The organism is Citrobacter sp. S55_ASV_140, from assembly GCF_018919505.1.
Taxonomy (GTDB): Bacteria; Pseudomonadota; Gammaproteobacteria; order Enterobacterales; family Enterobacteriaceae; genus Citrobacter; species Citrobacter werkmanii.
The window spans coordinates 18,940-35,136 of the sequence record NZ_JAHLQZ010000003.1; the positions used below are offsets into that span (position 1 = coordinate 18,940).

The following is a 16,197-nucleotide window of genomic DNA, read 5'->3' on the forward strand; positions in this document are numbered from 1 at the left end:
TGCGACCGTGGTCGCACAGCGTGCAGGACCAGTTAAAACAGCACTTTTGTCCCGAGAACAAGACCTTCCGGATGACGGAAGCCGATATCGTGCTCCGTCACCACGCGGATCAACGACTGGTTACGGGAGAACGCGGAAACCAGATTGCCATCCCCGTCCTGGTAGGAGGCTTCCTGCGAGAACGACACCTTCATGTTGCCGTCTTCACCGATAACCACATCATTAAAGTCAGCGAAGTAAATTTCCGACTCTTTGCCTGCGTCACCGAGGTTTGCCGGGATAGCGCTGGTACGCTGAATCTGAAATCCCTTCAGGATCCCCTGGGCCATTTCCGGGTAGACCTTATTACCGTTACCGTCGCGCAGACCGAACAGTTTCATGTAGGTACGGTTCGACATACCCCAGCCGCAGCTGATCATGTTGCTGTTGCCGTCCATAGCCATCAGGATAATGCTGTCGAGATAGGTATCAATCGTCTGCAGATTAACCTCTGCAGCAGCTACCCACGGCAGCAGGCGGTTCCACTCAGTTGCCCGCGCTTTCATACCGACAGGCGTATCGCCAGTACCGTCATCGCGCATAAAGGCTTTATCTTCACGAACAGAAATCGCGGTCAGAATATCCTGCAGAACCAGCTGCTCTACGTTGTAGCCAGCACGACCAATCAGCTGGTTGGAGATTGGCACCATTGCAATCATGGTTTTCGCAGTGAGTTTCACATCATCGAAGCGCGCTTCTGATGTTTTCGCATCCTTGCCTTCCCCGGTGTAGCTCGCCGTCGCACCACCGGCCAGACGCGGCAGTGCCATATTGCCGTTCGGCAGCGGAATGGAGCGCGCGCCCAGCTTACGAACGATGGTGCGATCGCGCAGCAGTTCGATCACCTCGCTGTGCAGGTTTTGCGGAATAAGAACGCCACCTGACGCGGCGGCTGTATTGATGGCCATCGAGACAGACTGGTCATTCAGTTCTTCAGCTGCAAATTTCGCAGCGTCCAGGACGTTACCCTGTGCTGCCGCAATCGACATTACCAGACGGGTCATTCCTGCGCCGGTATATTGCTTTGGCTCTGCTTTAACGCTGATACCCGGAGCCTGTTGTGTACCTTTAACCGGTTTGGCAACAAGCGCTGCAGCACGTTCAGCTGCTTCCAGACGCTCAATCTTGGCGCTGATATCTGTAAACTGCTGCTGCAGGCTGGCAAATTCGGTTAACTGCTCCGCTGTCAGCGTTCCACCGGTAGTTTCAATCGTGGCCAGGGCCTGTACCTGTTCATTAATACCCGCACGCTGACGACGTAATTCTTCAATCTGTGGCATAGTTTTCTCTCTTTTTGGCATAAAAAAAGCAGCCAACAGGCTGCTTTCTGGTAATGACGCGTTAGCGCCGGGTTACATTCTTGTTTGCAGGTCCATCGCGGCTGCCTGCAACTTTATGGAAGTGGTTTGTTGAGGTTGTTTGTACTTTGCCGCAATGGCATTAATCGCGGACTGAGGATCCGAAACTTCATCAGCAAGACCAGCAGAAATGGCATCAGCGCCGAAGTAAAGTCCCGCCTGGGTATCGATTACGGACTGCTGTTTAAGGCCACGGTACTCAGCAACAGAGGAGATAAATGTCTCGTACATATCGTCGAGCATTTTGTTGAACATCGTCAGAGCCGATTCACTCAACGCGGCATGTGACGTGCCATTATTCTTGTTATCTCCCCGGTAGAGTGCAGTAAATTTTACGCCCATGATCTCTTCCAGCTTTGACGTATCAAGGTGCTCCATGATCACCCCGATAGAGCCAACGCCACTGGTCTGACTGGCGACAATCTTGCTGCAGGCCGACGCGATAAAATACGCGGCAGAGAAGGCATTAAAGTTCACAATAGCGGTGATCGGTTTCGTTTCTCGCGACTGATAAATATAATCAGCCAGCTCTTTGCACCCAGATGCTAAACCGCCGCCGGAATTAATATCCAAAACGATTTCACTGATGGATGGGTCATTTAATGCCGAATGCAGCTGGCTGCGGATTCGCTCATAGCTTGTCAGTTCGGTACACATCGCTGTAATTTGCCCTCGCCGGGGGACCAGTATCCCGTGAACAGGTATCACAGCAATACCACTGGCTGGCTGAAGCTCTTCCGGGGATGGCGAATCATCCGGATTTAGCGCCATCGTAATGACCGGATCCGTCACAGTTCCCTGAATACGGGGAAGCAATACCGCCTTCACGGCGTCCATCGTCTGTTGTGTAGCGTAATGAGGAACGCCAAAGACCATCTCTGCCAGATGCGGCAGATTAATTAATTTTGTTGTCATGAGAATATACCAGGTCAGCCCGCAGCGCGGGGGATAATCAGGCTCTGGCCAGAATAGTTTCGATTTCTGCCAGTTGTTTAGCTGTTGGCTCGTTATTGCCAGGTAAGATTTGTTTACTGTCGACCATATTCAGAGGCGTCAGGTATTTATCCCCTCCGGCGATAGGTGGAAGGTTCTCCATGCGGCGAATGTCGTTAACCGATAACCAGCCCCACTGGCGGCCTAAGGCATAAGATTCATAGCGTGACTTCTGATCCCCGCGCAGCAGGCCAGAAACATTGAATTCAATGTACAGATCACCGCGCTCGCTGGGTAAAAGCAGATCGCGCATTAATGCGCCTTCATGACGCTTCAGCCAGGCCAACAGCGTGTACATCACAAACTGCAGCCCCTGGTGCTCAATGTTGTTATTTGTGGCTTTCGCCAGCATCTGCACCATATGAGGCGGGATTTTATAGAGCCGGCACACTTCCTCCACGCCCCATTGACGGGACTGTAACAGCTGCGCTTTCTCATTATCCTGAGATAGCTGTTTGTAGCTCATCCCTTCCTGAAGCAATGCAACAGAGAATGCGTTCCTGACGCCGGAATACCTGTCCGTCCACTTTGCCAGCAGTCTGTCTATTGCATCCTGGTTTTTGATTGTCGCAGCTTCTTTTGGACGCTCAATAACACCGCTCATCGTCGTACCTCGACGAAAAACCTGAGCAGCATGTTCCTCCACAGCCAGGTTTAACCCAAGTACATCCGCATTTGTCTGGATTGGAGAACTGCCGATATAACCGTCGAGCGAAAATACTTTCACATGATGAATCATGCGCATTGGCAACGTTTCGCCAATTTCGGGGAGTTCATAATAGGGCATCCCGTCTGGCCCTTTCAGGACGATGACTTTTTTGGGATTAACCGGGATTAATTCCCTCGGGAAACCTTTCCCGTCCCTGTCGATAATCGAGTAACAATTGCCCTCCAGCCCTAACAAGCCCTGTTGTTGCTCAAAATACTCGAAAGAGGTGTCCTTTTTATTAGGCTGGGAATGTACAAGATCATAAACGGGGTGGTCAGTAGCTCGCTTACGGGCTCCGTTAGCACCTCGTCTGTAAAGCTCACACGGCAGTTGCGCTACAGATTCAGCCAGAAGAGTTACACATGCCCGAACAGCTGATAATGCCATCGCAGTTTCAGGAGTTATGATTATCCCAGCCTTACTCTGACTCGAACTCACTCCTCCCAGCATGGTTTCCCAGAATCCACTTCCTGATCGCGATTTACCCCGAAACATCTGGGGGATAAACATTACTCACCCCCTGGTTTGTGAAATCCTGTAGATAAGGATCTCGCAATTAAAAACGACCACAGCAGACAAATCAAACCGCCAGTAATAAAGCCGACGGAGGGTGAAATAAGCCAGGCACCGGTCGACAATAAGCCGACTCCAACGAGGCCGAGAATAAAACTCAGGACTGTGATTAACATGTAATATCTTCCTCATCATAAGCCGATTTACTTACTGTACTGTTCAGCATGGCCCGTCCGATCCCCATAAGTAATCCTACAGCACCATCAATTTTATTTTGCTTCCCCTCCTTGCCGGGGCGGACAATGTCATCGCTTCCAGGCAAATAACGCCCAATAACATTCTGGATGCACCAGTTCATGATAGGGTTGCCGTCATGATGAAAACGTCCTGATGCCAGCGCGGCCTCAATTTCACGCATAGGGTCACTCATGTTGGTGAAGTTTTGCCTGATCTCAACTGGCTCCAGCCCCTCCTCTTCAAGCATGTGTCGTAATGATGTTGCACCGTAAGGATCAATAGGACACTGAACGATTTTTACACGCTGACGTAATTGAAGGATTGACTCAAAAATAAGCCGATAGTCCACTTCCGCACCTTCTGTCGGTATCAGAACCTCTTGTTTAACAAATGACTGATAGCGGTCAGAAGTGGTTTTCAATGTGGGATCTGGTGAGTAAACCGTATCTTCAGGCACCCAGAACATCGGACTTACACAGTAGAAATGCGTAATACCATCCACTTCCCGTCTGAATACTGGTACGACCGCATTCAGGTCAACCTTGGACGCAAGATCTATCCCCAACCAGCAATCTTCATCGGCGAAATCAGACAACTTGAGACTATTGTCCGCTGCAGCCATCCATTTTTGCAGATCATAGAAAACCGTCTTGGCACTTACCCACCGGTTAAAATGCTTGGTAAGAATTTTGTTCGTCTGGCTGGGGTTAGATATTCCAAGCAATTGCTTTGCGCGCAGGAAGTGTTCTTTTACGGAAATGCCAAAGTTTGGATTTGCTTTGATTAATGCTTCAGGTTTTGTCCAGTCGTCATCATCATCAAGACCGTAAATAATACCGAAAATCGTTTCGTTTTCTTCTCCCACCCGATTCCGGCGTAGAATTTCCACCACCTGAGCACGTTTCTCATAACACGGAGAAGTAATGTCATAACCCGCAGTTGTAATGATCAGAGTGATAGGTTGTTCCCTTGCCCCCATTCCTGTTGTCATAGTCGTATAAAGAGTATCTGTTTGGTGCTCGTGATATTCATCAATAATTGCACATGAAGGGGAATCGCCGTCACCAGGATCGCCGATGACTGGCGCAAAAACAGAGCCATCCGGACGGGTCATTTTCTTTGCCCAGGGTTTGACTGAGTATTTTTGTCGCAATGCAGGGAGTTTTTTTACCATTTGTAAAGCGGGAGAGAAGACTTTCCAGGCCTGTTTTTCTGTAGTGGCGCCACAGTACACTTCTGCACCATGTTCTCCATCAGCGCAAAACATATAATTACCAACGGCAGCTGCAATTGCAGACTTCCCATTTTTCCTGGGAACCTCAATATATATTTCAGAAAAACGGCGGAATCCGGACTTCTTATTAACCCAACCAAATGGCACACCAAGAGCAAACTTTTGCCAGGGCTCAAATTCTATGCGTAGTTTCTTCCTGGCCCATTCACCAGCCGTATGAGGCATCTTCTGAGCAAAGCGCAAAAATCGCTCGGCCTTGTTTTTATCAAACCGGTAAGGCCAGGCAGGATCCTTCGCACGTTCCAAATCATCAAGGTGCCGTTGACAGGCAAGCACAGTTAACTGACAAGCAAGGATCTTCCCGCCAACAACATCTCTTGCATACTGGTTCGCTGCATTGACGTTCGGATATGTAGCCATCAGTCAAACTCATCAAATTCATTCCCGTCATCGTCAGGAGCATTTCTGCCACTGGTCATTCTGATACGGCTGAGCGGATCTAACCCCAGAAGTGAGCCCAGACGGGCAATCTGGGAAACTGAATCATTTCGGACGTTAACTGCAGGATGTTTTTTTAATCCTCCCATTTCACTTTCAGTTGTCAGCCCTGAAGCCAGTAATTTTTCAGCTTCAAGCATGAGATGGAAGGCATTGCAGTAGGCTAAAAGTAAGGGGGCATCTTCAAGTTCAAATACGCCTCTTTCGATCAGGATTTTGCTCTGGGTCTTCCACATTCTTATAGCAGCCTCCCCCATTAACTCTGCAGGAGGTGCAATTCGGGTTAATTTACTTTTTTGCCCGGTGGGTAAGATGGGTTTTCTCCCCCCTTCAGACGATCGAATTCCACCAGCCATAACTCCTCTTTTAATAGGTGAAACCTACCGGAAAAAAGATCCTTATTTATGACGTGCAAAAATGGCCTTCAGGCGGCAGTCCTGAAGCGCGAAAGGGGGCAGGGATTTGATCCCCCCTCCCCCTTGAAGATGACAGCAAGAAAGCATGCAAAAGCAGATACTGGTCATCCATCAGGATGTTCAGCATAGTGTCTTCAGTTAATCTCAATAAATAAACGATGGAGTCTAAGAAATGGATAAAACTAGAAAATATGATAGAGCCTTACAACTTGAGATCCTCAACGCTCTTATAGATTGTGCTCCCAACTCTTTAAACAAGGCACAGGAGCGAGACCTCATTGAGAAGTTTGATAACTATGATCACTTTGTGGCGTGCATGCTATATCTTGAAATGCATAGTCTTGTTTCTACACCCTTCGTACGCAGCGAAACCATGGCTGGCGTTGATTTTATTTTCAACGCCCCATACTGCAACATTACAGAGAAAGGAATTGATTTTCTTCTTGATGATGGCGGCTTAAGTGCGATCCTTAAGGTTCAAACCGTTCGGTTACACAATGACACGATTGTTGCCCTTGAGGATATAATCCGTGTCGCAAATATATCTGAAGATCAGAAGAAGGGATTGATTTCAAAACTCCGAGAGCTTCCGGGAGACGCCATAAAACATTTGACCCTACAGTTACTGACTCAGGGGGTTCTGAATCTGCCGAACGCACTTCGACTAATTCAAACAACCCTCCAGTAGGGCTAAACTCGTCAGAGGGGCAAATTAACTCAAATTTGCCCCATCCCAGTGTTTTACTTAAAAACACCCAAAATTCCTTCCGGGTATCTGCATGAATGTAGAAACTGTTCTTATGCATTACAGCAGTGAATATTATCATCGAATACGTTCTCTTGCTGTCTTTGCTCTGTGGCATTCCCAGCACAACGACTCAAGGTTGGAATCGTCATCAGTACCGCCATGAGCTTTTGGGATTATGTGGTCAACGCTGGTCGCTTTCTTCGCTATCTTCTGCCGGCGATGGTTCTGACACAGGAATTGATCACGCTGTAGGATACGCTCCCGTATGATTTCCCAGGACCGCCCATAACCACGTTCTTGTCTGCTCTTTCCTGCCTGATAACTCCGCCAGCCGTCACCAGCATGCTGCTGTCGGTGTTGGTCACAATATCCGCTGACATCATTGGTGATTGCCGCACACCCTTTGTGTCGGCATGGGCGTTTAGCGCGTGCTGGCATCGGTATAATCCTGTTTATTAGATACAAATTTTTTAGTATGAGGAAAGAAAACGGAAACGGTCGTTAGCTGAATTTTTTCATAAATAGAAAGAGCCTCTGCGATTGTCGCCCGTTACAGCCGAGCTCGCCAGAAGGCCCCGTTAAAAGGAAGGCAGAAAATCTATGCATAGAAGCGAAGGCTTTGACAACGTTCTTAATTTTATGACAGAAATAAAAAAGCATTACCTTGAAAGGTAATGCTTTTTCACTCGAATTGAGTCTTATAACTATTAAATTAATGTAATTTTAATATCATAGCTTTCAAGCCCAGTCATTTTTTCACGGGCAGTAAACTGGATGTCGGAAACTTCTTTTCCTGTCTTTTTTTTGAGTTCAATAATTTTTTTCGTAATGAATTCAGAAATATCCGCTTCAGTTTTTCTTTTTAAATCTTCAACGTTCATTGTTTACCTCTCTTGATCTCTAACATATCCACGCCAGGCATGTTACATTCCCCATGGAGCACTTTTAAAAGCGCTGACATGCTTAAAAGATAGAATGGAAAGACCCAATAATCAAGAGGTTGCAGTACAATCCTCATACAATAATAGCTCACAAACCACACAAACCGCTGAGCTGAAATCTGGGTCGATAACGAAACCATCAGATATCATTTCAAAAGCTTCGATGCTGCTTCGAGAATCTCTTCGGAACTGACATCACGATCGGAGGCTACATAAACTATTTTATGGTCTCCTGTCAGAGATGGAAATCCCGCAGACATCACGGGTAGATGAGCTTTTTCCCCATTAGGAAACTCACGCATTATCGTTGTAATACCCTTCATTACGGATACAACTACTGCTGGTTCGGAGTTAAAAAAAACAATTACTTTTTTCATAATTATACCGTGATGGTTCTTACATAAATGAACGGTTAAGCATACAAAAAAGGCTCCATAAGGAGCCTGAAATTTATTTTCTAAAATCTAACGAAGTCTGACTAGAATGAATGTATAGTGCAACATTATCAAATGTTATCATTGTTGATTTGCAAAAAATACATTTTGCTCCGAAAGGATTTTTTTCAGTAACATCAAAGCTTGACGTTCTGTACTGAGATCCGTGACAACACGGGCATCTGAAGTGAATATTGTTAGTAATAACAGTACCCTTATACAGCCACGACATTAACTGCTGAGGGGCCTTTAGGTCCCTGTTCAACACTAAATTCTACTTCCTGATTCTCATTCAGTGTCTTGAAATCATTGCTCTGGATAGCAGAGAAGTGTACAAACACATCTTTACTGCCATCTTTAGGGGTGATAAACCCAAAACCTTTTTCAGGATTGAACCATTTAACTAAACCAGTCATTTTATTAGACATAATAATTACCTTAATTGAGTGAGCCCTTGGGCAGAATGGTCCGAAAAAAATTATCAGAGAGAAAAGCTAACAAGGAAATCTCAACAGGAACAAGAAATAAAATTATTACAGTGACTGCTTCAGATAAATTCGTAACAAACCAGAGATTCATTAACGCATGATTAACCAAACATAGCAAGGTTTAGTTTTGTAAGTAAATCACCCATGATTTTGAACATAAAAATTATTTTAAATGGCTAAAATTGAAAATTATGCCATGCTGCTTAAGACCTTTATCTATCACCCTAAGTTGTCAGGGATTTTTGACTCACGGATGAGTCGTATTTCATTCATTGGACAATTCAAATGTAGTACCTATAAAAAGTACTAACCTCTTAATTTTTCGCTTTATTCAGCATATTTCTATGCGGTCCACTATTAGTATTCCTTATGGCCCCATAAATGCTTTCACAAGTCAATCCGGCATTGAAGCGGTCGTCAGCAATCTCAGCATAATATTTAGCTTCTGCTGCAATACTTCCGAGCATGTCGGCAAGCATTGTGGCGTCGGCTCCGGCTGTTTTGCTTCTGGCGGAAGCGGCAATATTTGCGGTGTGCTTTGCGGCGTCCAGGTGGATGGCAAGTTTGGTTGCTTCGTTGCGCAACTGGCTAACAGTAACAGACAGACTAGCAGCAGTAGCAGCTGCTTTAGCGGCTTGTGCTTGTGCATCTTTAACGGCCTCATCACGGGCAATAATTCGCCCCTGTTCAATAATGCGGGCGACAATTTGGACATTAGCTTCCTGAGAGGATTCAGCGCTGTCGCGTTCCGCCCATTTCTTCTGCCAGCCACGGTCGCTCCAGACGCTTCCGGCAAGAAACGCACCGGCCACCAGCAGCAACACAGCAAATATTTTATTCACTGGTCTATCCCCCAGCACGTCAGCGCACTTTCTTGATCCCGTCGCTCTACCTGACCGTAACAGCCATTTTTCTGACCTTTTGTCAGGCGACAATCGCGTCCGCCGTCTTTAATCCACCAGCGGATCGCTTCACAGGCTCCTTTTCGGTCGCCAGCATTGATCCGTTTGTAGAAAGTGGAAGGGAAGCATTTTCCGGGACCGATGTTATAAGGGCAGAAAGAAGCGATACCCGCTTTCTGAGGTTCACTCAGCGGGACTTGGATATTTTTCTCTACCCACGCCAGCGCCTTGTCGCGTTCTATGGCGTTCACCTGGGCGCATTTCTCAGCAGACAGCTTCATGCCCTGAACTACCGGCTTACCATCAACCATCGTGGCGCCACGGCAAATGGTCCAGAGTCCGCCACCGTCGCGATATGCCGTAAGGCTATTACCCTCTTTCTCATTAAGAAACTGATCGAGAATCACAGGAGCGGAAGCCCCGGCGAGAATCAAACCAACGACCGCTGCACTCAGTTTATTCTTCAGCTTTTGTGACATTGCCATTAAGCCGGTCCTCCCTTTCCTTTTTCCTGTAATACCAGTTCACAGCACAGGTGATAACAGTGCATGCGATCCCGACAATAATTGCCCAGTCGCTCAGGCTTAACCCTGCAATTCTGTCGGCCAACATCCAGGACACCTCTTTTGCTGTTTTTGCAGTTTCGGCATATGCCTTCGCTGATACACCGCAGCCGGTCAGCGTGGTGCCTGTTCCATATGAAAGTCTGCTGTAAATGGTGCTCATTCTGGTCATAGCCTCACCTCCGATTTTTCGGATGGCGCTTTGTGTGATTAAAGGGTCAGGCTACACGGGCTGGATTTATCAACAAAGCACGTAGCGGATGATTCCCGTGAGCCTGAAATGAAAAAGGCCGCCATGCGGCAGCCCCTAAGTAAAATAGATTGTTTACATTGGTGGAGTAAGAGGACCTACTAACACCTCTGCTTCACCATTATGGCAAATGTCATCGCCTCTGGTCAGATGCCAGACACCTGTGATTGTTTTACCCGATTCCAGATCATCAACAGTGTCATTCGTGTAGTACGCTACCTGTACAACTCCGACATGCTGAATCCAGTAATACCCTTCTTTCATAAACTCCTCCGCGATACTCAGCAGATAGTATAGAGCAGCACAAATAATGCTGTGGTGCAGGAAGCCACAACTTAACCTTTGCTAATAAAGTAATTTCGAAAGATGACGATAATGGGTAATAAATGTAAGGCCGGAGGAACCACCATGAGCATGACAGTTAGCACTTTGGGTCAGGACATACTGCAAAGCACAGTAAAACAAGCACCTTCAAGTACTGGCAACTCTGTTTCACAACAAATTCAAAACCTGAAAAAACAAATTGGTGAGTTGACAAAAGAACTCAGCGCCATGGGTTCAAAAATAAATGAAGTAACCTCCGAAGATGAGGCAAAACTGCTTAAACAGCAGATGGAGATGATTCAAAGGCAAATCGAGTCTATATATGCAAAAATTGCTCAATTACAAAAACAAGAAGCAGAAAAAAACCAAATGGCATCGGGAGCATTACCTACGGTAAGTGACAAATCAAGTTCGAACGTTGCAGGGAATAATACTAAAAATATTGATGTCTACGTTTAGCAGTTGCCCCCCTCTCATTTTTCCTCTGAGCTAGAAACGAAAAAGCATTGGAGCATTGTGAGAACTTGTTTTCAAGTTAACGATTTCAGCTCGGCGATATGACAGGGGTACTGGTGCAATGCACCTCGCGAATACCCCTGTCGTATCGCCGGAAAGCAAAAACCCCGCGCTGGCGGGGTTCTCGTTATATTCAAATTGTTCGCTTTTCGTCGCTGCCATCGTGGCGCAGCTCTGCCAAGCATGAATTAATTATTCACTTTGTTGGCCCGTTTTCAAACGTTTTTACATCACAAAGCACTTATAGCTAATTTCCATCAACGTTTTGTACAAATATCACTCAACAAATGAGATATTCGTTACAAAACGATCGTTTTGGACGATCGATAAATGAAAATCGATCTGTAATACCAATTTTAATTGTGTGGTTATCGCACGTAGACTCAGGGCCAAACCTAATAAATGGAATTATCATAAGCCTTTATCACTACTTGGCCATATATATCGCGGGCTTCATCGCAATGTTTGCTTTGTTAGTTCGTGGGGATCGAGTACACGGCCTCGAGTTTGACCTGGCTGATACGTTGATAACCTCCTTTCTATGGCCCTTCTATTCTGTGGCTATTATCTGTATTGAGATTTATGAGCGGTTTTAACAGAATCGTTGCTAATAACCAGCTACCCCGGCTACTAACCGGGTTTTTTGTTTCGGATTACTGACTCATCAGTCTCCCGCTCAGTTGCTCTTTTAGTATGATCAACCATCCTCTAACCCAGCTCTCATCTGGTTACGAACCGCAAGGAATGTTTTTGCTCTGAATATTTCCAGGCACCATCGCACGCGTTTTCTCGCCTCCCCGTCGGTTAACCATGGCGCAATCGCCTGCAGTTCGCGGGTTATGTCTGAGATTTTTTTTCGGGTGGTGTAATACTGAAGACCAACGACATAAACCGGATCGTTTATATCCAGTGCCTGCAGTACGCATTGTTCAACAAAATCGACATCATCATTATGCAAAGCTTCATCAATCACACTGGCAGTTGACTGTGGCCAGAGAATGCTATGTGCCCTGTTCATCGCCTGCTGTCCACGGAATCCCTCTTCACGAGCCTGATTCAACGCTGCGGTGAAGCGTTCTAACGCCTTATCTGACCAGTTCCGTCCCTTAAGCACATTCCAGCACGCGTGTCCTCGCGGCATACGTGGTGCTGTTTTTCCTCCCACACCTTCCCCCCAGGTAGTGAGCAAGGATTTAATCCATCCGGACTGGATCCCCGTAAGAAGGATACATTTACCCAGCCAGCTTTTACGCGGCGCAGCAGCTGCTTTACCAAGTGCTTCAAAATGATTGCGGCGTTGACGTGGTGTCATCCTGTTCTTCTCCTTACGCCAGAACGCCAAGCCCATAAGCCCGGTCCAGCACTCTGATTATCATTACCGGCTGAGGAACAAATTTTTGCTCAAACTTCACCGGGTCGTTATGTAGTTCTGTATGGCACTGACGACATAAAGGGATCGCGAAAATATCATGCGCCTTCGTTGCCATCCCTCCCTGCCCCCAGCCAATTAAATGGTGTGGGTCGTCGGATGGTTTGCCGCAGCATTCGCAGGGCTGTGTTTTAATCCATGCAAGATATCTGGGGTTCGCCCAACGGATCCTCTTCGGACGTTTCATATAGGTTTGCGGGGACTCGGGATCTACCAGGACACCGACTACGGGTTTAATCGCTGGAACTTGCGCTGGTGGCATGTTCACGGTTACTGCGTTGGCTCTGGCTGTAATGATGCTGGTGGCGGTTACACCCGGTTCGATATCGCATTCACGCATGACTGACTGATGTTCTTCCGAAGGAATACGAAGCGCCCGGCTGGCTGCTGATTCGGGAATTGCGTCGGTAGCACCCATACGAACAGCCCACCAGCAAAGCTCCGCCAGCGACAGTTCTCTGGAAGGGTCCAGATTCAGCGCCACCATTATGCTGTTAATAACCCAGTTAATAACATTACGTCTCGCCAGCTCTGAAAGTTGTTCGCTGTAGTGGTCACGCAAATGGTTATCACAATGTCCACACAGGAGAACCGATCCAGGTTCATGACGCAGAGTGGTTAGCTCGTGATAATGGTAATCGCTGTGTGGCCACTGGCAGCAGCTACCGCCATAACGCAGAAGCCAGTAATCAAGACCACTAAAACCACCAGCAGCCTTTATAACTTTTTCATCCAGGAAGAACGGCCACAGGGACTCGTCACTGGCCAGCGGCTGGCGAACGTCAGGAACACGGCCAGCAGGCAACCTTTCCATGCTTGCCGGCTGGCTTTCCACCAGCACACGTTCACAACTGAATAATGACATCAGCTCACTGCCCGGTTTGAGCAGTACAATTCCAAGCTCACGCGCAACCACCGGCTTCAGCAGCGCCCTCATTCTGCAATCTCCCCGATAATTATTTGTCCCTTCTCTCCCCATAATTTAGTGACGCGTGAATCCCAGATGTGAGCATCATCTTCGTAAATGGCATCCATCAGGGCTTTCACCATATTGTCGAAATCAGGTTTAGCCTGATGTGGTTTACCGTTTAACTCAGCTCGTTTCTTTTTGCTCCAGCTCGCTGGCATCGGAAGCATAAAGGTGACATGCGAACCGCTTTCCGGCAGCTCAACACCCTGCAGACGAACTTCATCACAGAAAGCCCGGTAACGCAGAACCTCAGGACGCTTTTTCCATTTGTCAGCGCGCGTCATTCGGGGCTTGCCCATTGGGGTGATATCGTAGACTTTCACATTCACCTCCAGATCCGCTGTTGCCAGGTTCTGTCCTGGCGAGGAGGCTTAGATGCTTCCGGCAAGAACGCGCTGATCGTCCAGTGAATAAAGTCATTATCCAGACTACGCTCGGTCTTAATCTGCTTTGCTTTATAGCTGGCTTCCAGTTCGTCAGCCTGCTCAGTGGTGAGATGTGTATGTTGAAACCAGCTTTTCTTCATAACGCACCTCTGGATGCGGCAAAAAGAAAATCGCTGGCGTTGGTTAACGTCAGTATGAGGGATTGCTTGAATTGATCTTGCGCCATGGGGCTTTTCTCCTGTGGCGCAGCAGGTATAGGTTGTTCAGGCCTATGACGGGAGTGTAACAGATTTTTGGGTAACGCGATAACCAGCCCTTTCCAGCATCTGGGTAAACAACGTAGGTGTACCAATAATTTCATTATCCTGAAGAGGCATGAAAGACACCATGCTACCGCGACGGTACATCAGGGCGCGCTCACACTCAGGAAATGATTGCAGCCTGGCAACGATGACTCCATCGTGACATCTGATGACTGCGTAGCCTTTTTTGGGCAATCCTAATTTTTCTTTCACTTAAACTCCCCCATGCAAACGGGATAAAAGTAACACCCAAAATAATTAATAAAACCAGTCGTCAGCACTTTCCCAGGTTTCCTGGAGGATAGTCTCAATTTTCTTTTTATCTTCCTTGTCACCACCAAACACACTTAAACCATCGGAGCCTGCACGTCGTATGCTCAAGCTGCAATTCTCATAGTGGTTTCCCAACCTTTTAAGCAATTCTTTCTCCAGCGCCGGAACTGCTCCCTTTGGAAGTTCTTTAGTACGATCAATGGTTAGTTCAACTTTCATATTAGCCTCCACTGCATATACTGTATATTTGTACAGTACACCGATACATTGAAATGATCAATGACTTAAGAGCACAAATTGTTAACCTTAGCCTATAAATGAGATGCAAAAAAAACCCGCCGAAGCGGGTTCAATCCAATGAGGACTTGTTGTTTTGACACCATTGTAAGTATTGAGATATCAACGTCCTTAAATTTGGATAACTGCTTTGATTGGGATTGATTGCGCAACTTTCATATGCTCGTCTCCCCCTGCAACTTTTTCAGGTTCTGTCTAACATACCCAATCAAAATAACAACTGTGTCAGGTATCCCATAATAATCGCCATGCCCAAAATAACGGTCAGAAATGCAGCAATCAAGGGTGTTTTGAACATTGATTTAAGCAGTATTACTTCCGTCAGACTAGCTCCTGCGCTACCAATAATCAGAGCCATTACTGCTCCCGTTCCCATGCCTTTATCCATCAAGACTGATGCCAACGGAATTACTGCCTCAGCACGTATATACAACGGTATTCCAATAATTGCACTTAGTGGAATCGCAAACGGATTATCATTCCCAGCATGAGCAGCAATCCACTCTGCAGGTATAAAACCGTAGATAAACGACCCTATAACAATACCTAACATCATATAAGGTAATACATCTTTAAATTGAGTCCAGGCATCCTGAAATGCCAGTCGTATCGCACCAGGCTCTCTTACTACACTTTTCGGGAAGAATTGTTTATTTGTTTGGCCCGTCTCGCAGCTCAATTCACAATTTGTGCCCCGAAATGCTGAGAAACTCTTAAACGTTTCTTGTGGTTTAGAACAACTATTAGCCCCTATGTCCTGTTGATTTGATACAGAGCAGCAAGCTGAAACACTCTGTAGTTTAGTTTCAGGAGTTTTTCCACTGCTAACACCACAACAGCTAGCCAGCGGTTTTGATGTTTCGACAATATGTCGGTCAAAACCAAGCACATCTAACAAAATACTTGCCAGTACGGAAACTGTTGCAGCTATAACAGCGTATAGCAGGGTAACTTTCCAACCAAAAGTAACCCACATCAGACCAATGATTATCGGGTTAAGCAGAGGTGAAACAAACAAGAATGTAAGTGTTGGACCGAAGCCTGCTTTTGCTGATAACAGTCCGCGTAACATGGGAATTGTAGAGCAGCTGCAAAACGGTGTTACAGCTCCTAACAGCGATGCAAGTATGTAACCTCTCCCCTTTCTCGCCCCTAACATTCTTTGAATCTTTTGGTCCGGAATTTTTTGCCTGATAAGGCTAACACCCGCACTAATCAGAAAAAAAAGCGCAGACAACTCGACAGCAAGAAACAAGAACATCTCTGCCGCGTTAGTAAACATAGAAATCCAGCTATTCATGAAACCCCCTATAAACCATATTTCTAGAATAATCGAATTATTGAGGTTAGATCAACATATTTCTGGTATTATCGAAA

At 46.6% G+C, this 16,197-nt stretch carries 24 protein-coding genes; 2 read left to right on the forward strand and 22 right to left on the reverse strand.

The annotated features are described in order from the left end of the window. Positions 1 to 32 precede the first annotated feature (32 nt). From KQJ18_RS01030 to KQJ18_RS01050, 6 genes are all read right to left on the reverse strand, one after another. Positions 33 to 1,319, reverse strand: coding sequence for a phage major capsid protein (locus KQJ18_RS01030; RefSeq protein ID WP_199952184.1), 1,287 nt, complete (start codon positions 1,317 to 1,319; stop codon positions 33 to 35). A 72-nt stretch (positions 1,320 to 1,391) separates the two neighbouring features. Beyond that, positions 1,392 to 2,312: a S49 family peptidase gene (locus KQJ18_RS01035; protein WP_038641339.1), complete on the reverse strand. Its 921-nt coding sequence runs from the start codon at positions 2,310 to 2,312 to the stop codon at positions 1,392 to 1,394. 37 nt (positions 2,313 to 2,349) lie between these two features. After that, positions 2,350 to 3,609, reverse strand: a complete 1,260-nt coding sequence (locus tag KQJ18_RS01040; RefSeq protein WP_199950424.1) for a phage portal protein — start codon at positions 3,607 to 3,609, stop codon at positions 2,350 to 2,352. After that, positions 3,609 to 3,788 carry a hypothetical protein gene (locus KQJ18_RS24570; RefSeq protein ID WP_038641343.1) on the reverse strand — a complete coding sequence of 60 codons (180 nt, stop codon included), beginning with the start codon at positions 3,786 to 3,788 and terminating at the stop codon, positions 3,609 to 3,611. Before KQJ18_RS24570 ends, KQJ18_RS01040 begins: the two co-directional genes overlap by 1 nt. Continuing rightward, the gene (locus tag KQJ18_RS01045) at positions 3,782 to 5,503 is read right to left on the reverse strand and encodes a terminase TerL endonuclease subunit (protein ID WP_038641344.1); all 1,722 of its coding nucleotides are present in this window, start codon (positions 5,501 to 5,503) and stop codon (positions 3,782 to 3,784) included. Before KQJ18_RS01045 ends, KQJ18_RS24570 begins: the two co-directional genes overlap by 7 nt. Next, positions 5,503 to 5,937: a phage terminase small subunit P27 family gene (locus KQJ18_RS01050; RefSeq protein ID WP_216421251.1), complete on the reverse strand. Its 435-nt coding sequence runs from the start codon at positions 5,935 to 5,937 to the stop codon at positions 5,503 to 5,505. Before KQJ18_RS01050 ends, KQJ18_RS01045 begins: the two co-directional genes overlap by 1 nt. Positions 5,938 to 6,169: 232 nt before the next feature. Between KQJ18_RS01050 and KQJ18_RS01055 the strand changes: the two genes are divergently transcribed. Further along, positions 6,170 to 6,685: a hypothetical protein gene (locus tag KQJ18_RS01055; protein WP_003841965.1), complete on the forward strand. Its 516-nt coding sequence runs from the start codon at positions 6,170 to 6,172 to the stop codon at positions 6,683 to 6,685. 135 nt (positions 6,686 to 6,820) lie between these two features. Here KQJ18_RS01055 and KQJ18_RS01060 read toward each other — a convergent pair whose 3' ends face one another. The 9 genes from KQJ18_RS01060 to KQJ18_RS01100 all read right to left on the reverse strand — a co-directional run bounded on the left by KQJ18_RS01060 (position 6,821) and on the right by KQJ18_RS01100 (position 10,587). After that, on the reverse strand, positions 6,821 to 7,183 hold the full coding sequence (locus tag KQJ18_RS01060) for an HNH endonuclease signature motif containing protein (protein ID WP_003841963.1): 363 nt from the start codon (positions 7,181 to 7,183) through the stop codon (positions 6,821 to 6,823). A 269-nt stretch (positions 7,184 to 7,452) separates the two neighbouring features. Continuing rightward, positions 7,453 to 7,626 carry an addiction module toxin, GnsA/GnsB family gene (locus tag KQJ18_RS01065; RefSeq protein ID WP_003841960.1) on the reverse strand — a complete coding sequence of 58 codons (174 nt, stop codon included), beginning with the start codon at positions 7,624 to 7,626 and terminating at the stop codon, positions 7,453 to 7,455. A gap of 206 nt (positions 7,627 to 7,832) precedes the next feature. Beyond that, entirely contained in the window at positions 7,833 to 8,063 is a 231-nt protein-coding gene (locus tag KQJ18_RS01070; RefSeq protein WP_032941334.1) for a hypothetical protein, read from the reverse strand. A 73-nt stretch (positions 8,064 to 8,136) separates the two neighbouring features. Then, a complete protein-coding gene (locus tag KQJ18_RS01075; protein ID WP_199952228.1) occupies positions 8,137 to 8,325 on the reverse strand; it encodes a cold-shock protein in 189 nt (62 codons plus the stop codon). Between the two features lie 10 nt (positions 8,326 to 8,335). Continuing rightward, positions 8,336 to 8,548 (reverse strand): cold shock protein CspG, encoded by a 213-nt coding sequence (gene cspG, locus KQJ18_RS01080; protein WP_003841958.1) that lies wholly within the window; start codon positions 8,546 to 8,548, stop codon positions 8,336 to 8,338. A 374-nt stretch (positions 8,549 to 8,922) separates the two neighbouring features. Continuing rightward, the gene (locus KQJ18_RS01085; RefSeq protein ID WP_003841956.1) at positions 8,923 to 9,450 is read right to left on the reverse strand and encodes a DUF2514 domain-containing protein; all 528 of its coding nucleotides are present in this window, start codon (positions 9,448 to 9,450) and stop codon (positions 8,923 to 8,925) included. Then, entirely contained in the window at positions 9,447 to 9,995 is a 549-nt protein-coding gene (locus KQJ18_RS01090) for a lysozyme (protein WP_038641350.1), read from the reverse strand. The genes KQJ18_RS01085 and KQJ18_RS01090 overlap by 4 nt, the downstream gene beginning before the upstream one ends. Continuing rightward, positions 9,967 to 10,245 carry a phage holin gene (locus KQJ18_RS01095; protein ID WP_003832349.1) on the reverse strand — a complete coding sequence of 93 codons (279 nt, stop codon included), beginning with the start codon at positions 10,243 to 10,245 and terminating at the stop codon, positions 9,967 to 9,969. Before KQJ18_RS01095 ends, KQJ18_RS01090 begins: the two co-directional genes overlap by 29 nt. A 153-nt stretch (positions 10,246 to 10,398) precedes the next feature. Further along, positions 10,399 to 10,587 (reverse strand): hypothetical protein, encoded by a 189-nt coding sequence (locus KQJ18_RS01100; RefSeq protein ID WP_038641352.1) that lies wholly within the window; start codon positions 10,585 to 10,587, stop codon positions 10,399 to 10,401. 144 nt (positions 10,588 to 10,731) lie between these two features. On the opposite strand from KQJ18_RS01100, the gene KQJ18_RS01105 reads away from it, so the two are divergent. After that, positions 10,732 to 11,106 (forward strand): FlxA-like family protein, encoded by a 375-nt coding sequence (locus tag KQJ18_RS01105; protein WP_050592505.1) that lies wholly within the window; start codon positions 10,732 to 10,734, stop codon positions 11,104 to 11,106. Between the two features lie 754 nt (positions 11,107 to 11,860). Here the strand turns inward: KQJ18_RS01105 and KQJ18_RS01110 are convergent. The 7 genes from KQJ18_RS01110 to KQJ18_RS01140 form a co-directional block, all read right to left on the reverse strand. Next, positions 11,861 to 12,475, reverse strand: coding sequence for a hypothetical protein (locus KQJ18_RS01110; RefSeq protein WP_038641354.1), 615 nt, complete (start codon positions 12,473 to 12,475; stop codon positions 11,861 to 11,863). A gap of 13 nt (positions 12,476 to 12,488) precedes the next feature. Continuing rightward, positions 12,489 to 13,529 (reverse strand): DUF968 domain-containing protein, encoded by a 1,041-nt coding sequence (locus KQJ18_RS01115; protein WP_199952185.1) that lies wholly within the window; start codon positions 13,527 to 13,529, stop codon positions 12,489 to 12,491. Further along, a complete protein-coding gene (locus KQJ18_RS01120; protein ID WP_038641357.1) occupies positions 13,526 to 13,885 on the reverse strand; it encodes a RusA family crossover junction endodeoxyribonuclease in 360 nt (119 codons plus the stop codon). Before KQJ18_RS01120 ends, KQJ18_RS01115 begins: the two co-directional genes overlap by 4 nt. A 2-nt stretch (positions 13,886 to 13,887) precedes the next feature. Beyond that, positions 13,888 to 14,088 (reverse strand): hypothetical protein, encoded by a 201-nt coding sequence (locus KQJ18_RS01125; protein ID WP_038641358.1) that lies wholly within the window; start codon positions 14,086 to 14,088, stop codon positions 13,888 to 13,890. A gap of 129 nt (positions 14,089 to 14,217) precedes the next feature. Further along, positions 14,218 to 14,463: a hypothetical protein gene (locus tag KQJ18_RS01130; protein ID WP_071681812.1), complete on the reverse strand. Its 246-nt coding sequence runs from the start codon at positions 14,461 to 14,463 to the stop codon at positions 14,218 to 14,220. A gap of 45 nt (positions 14,464 to 14,508) precedes the next feature. Then, positions 14,509 to 14,742: a DinI family protein gene (locus KQJ18_RS01135; protein ID WP_038641360.1), complete on the reverse strand. Its 234-nt coding sequence runs from the start codon at positions 14,740 to 14,742 to the stop codon at positions 14,509 to 14,511. 286 nt (positions 14,743 to 15,028) lie between these two features. Then, entirely contained in the window at positions 15,029 to 16,120 is a 1,092-nt protein-coding gene (locus tag KQJ18_RS01140) for a permease (protein ID WP_038641362.1), read from the reverse strand. Positions 16,121 to 16,197 lie beyond the last annotated feature (77 nt).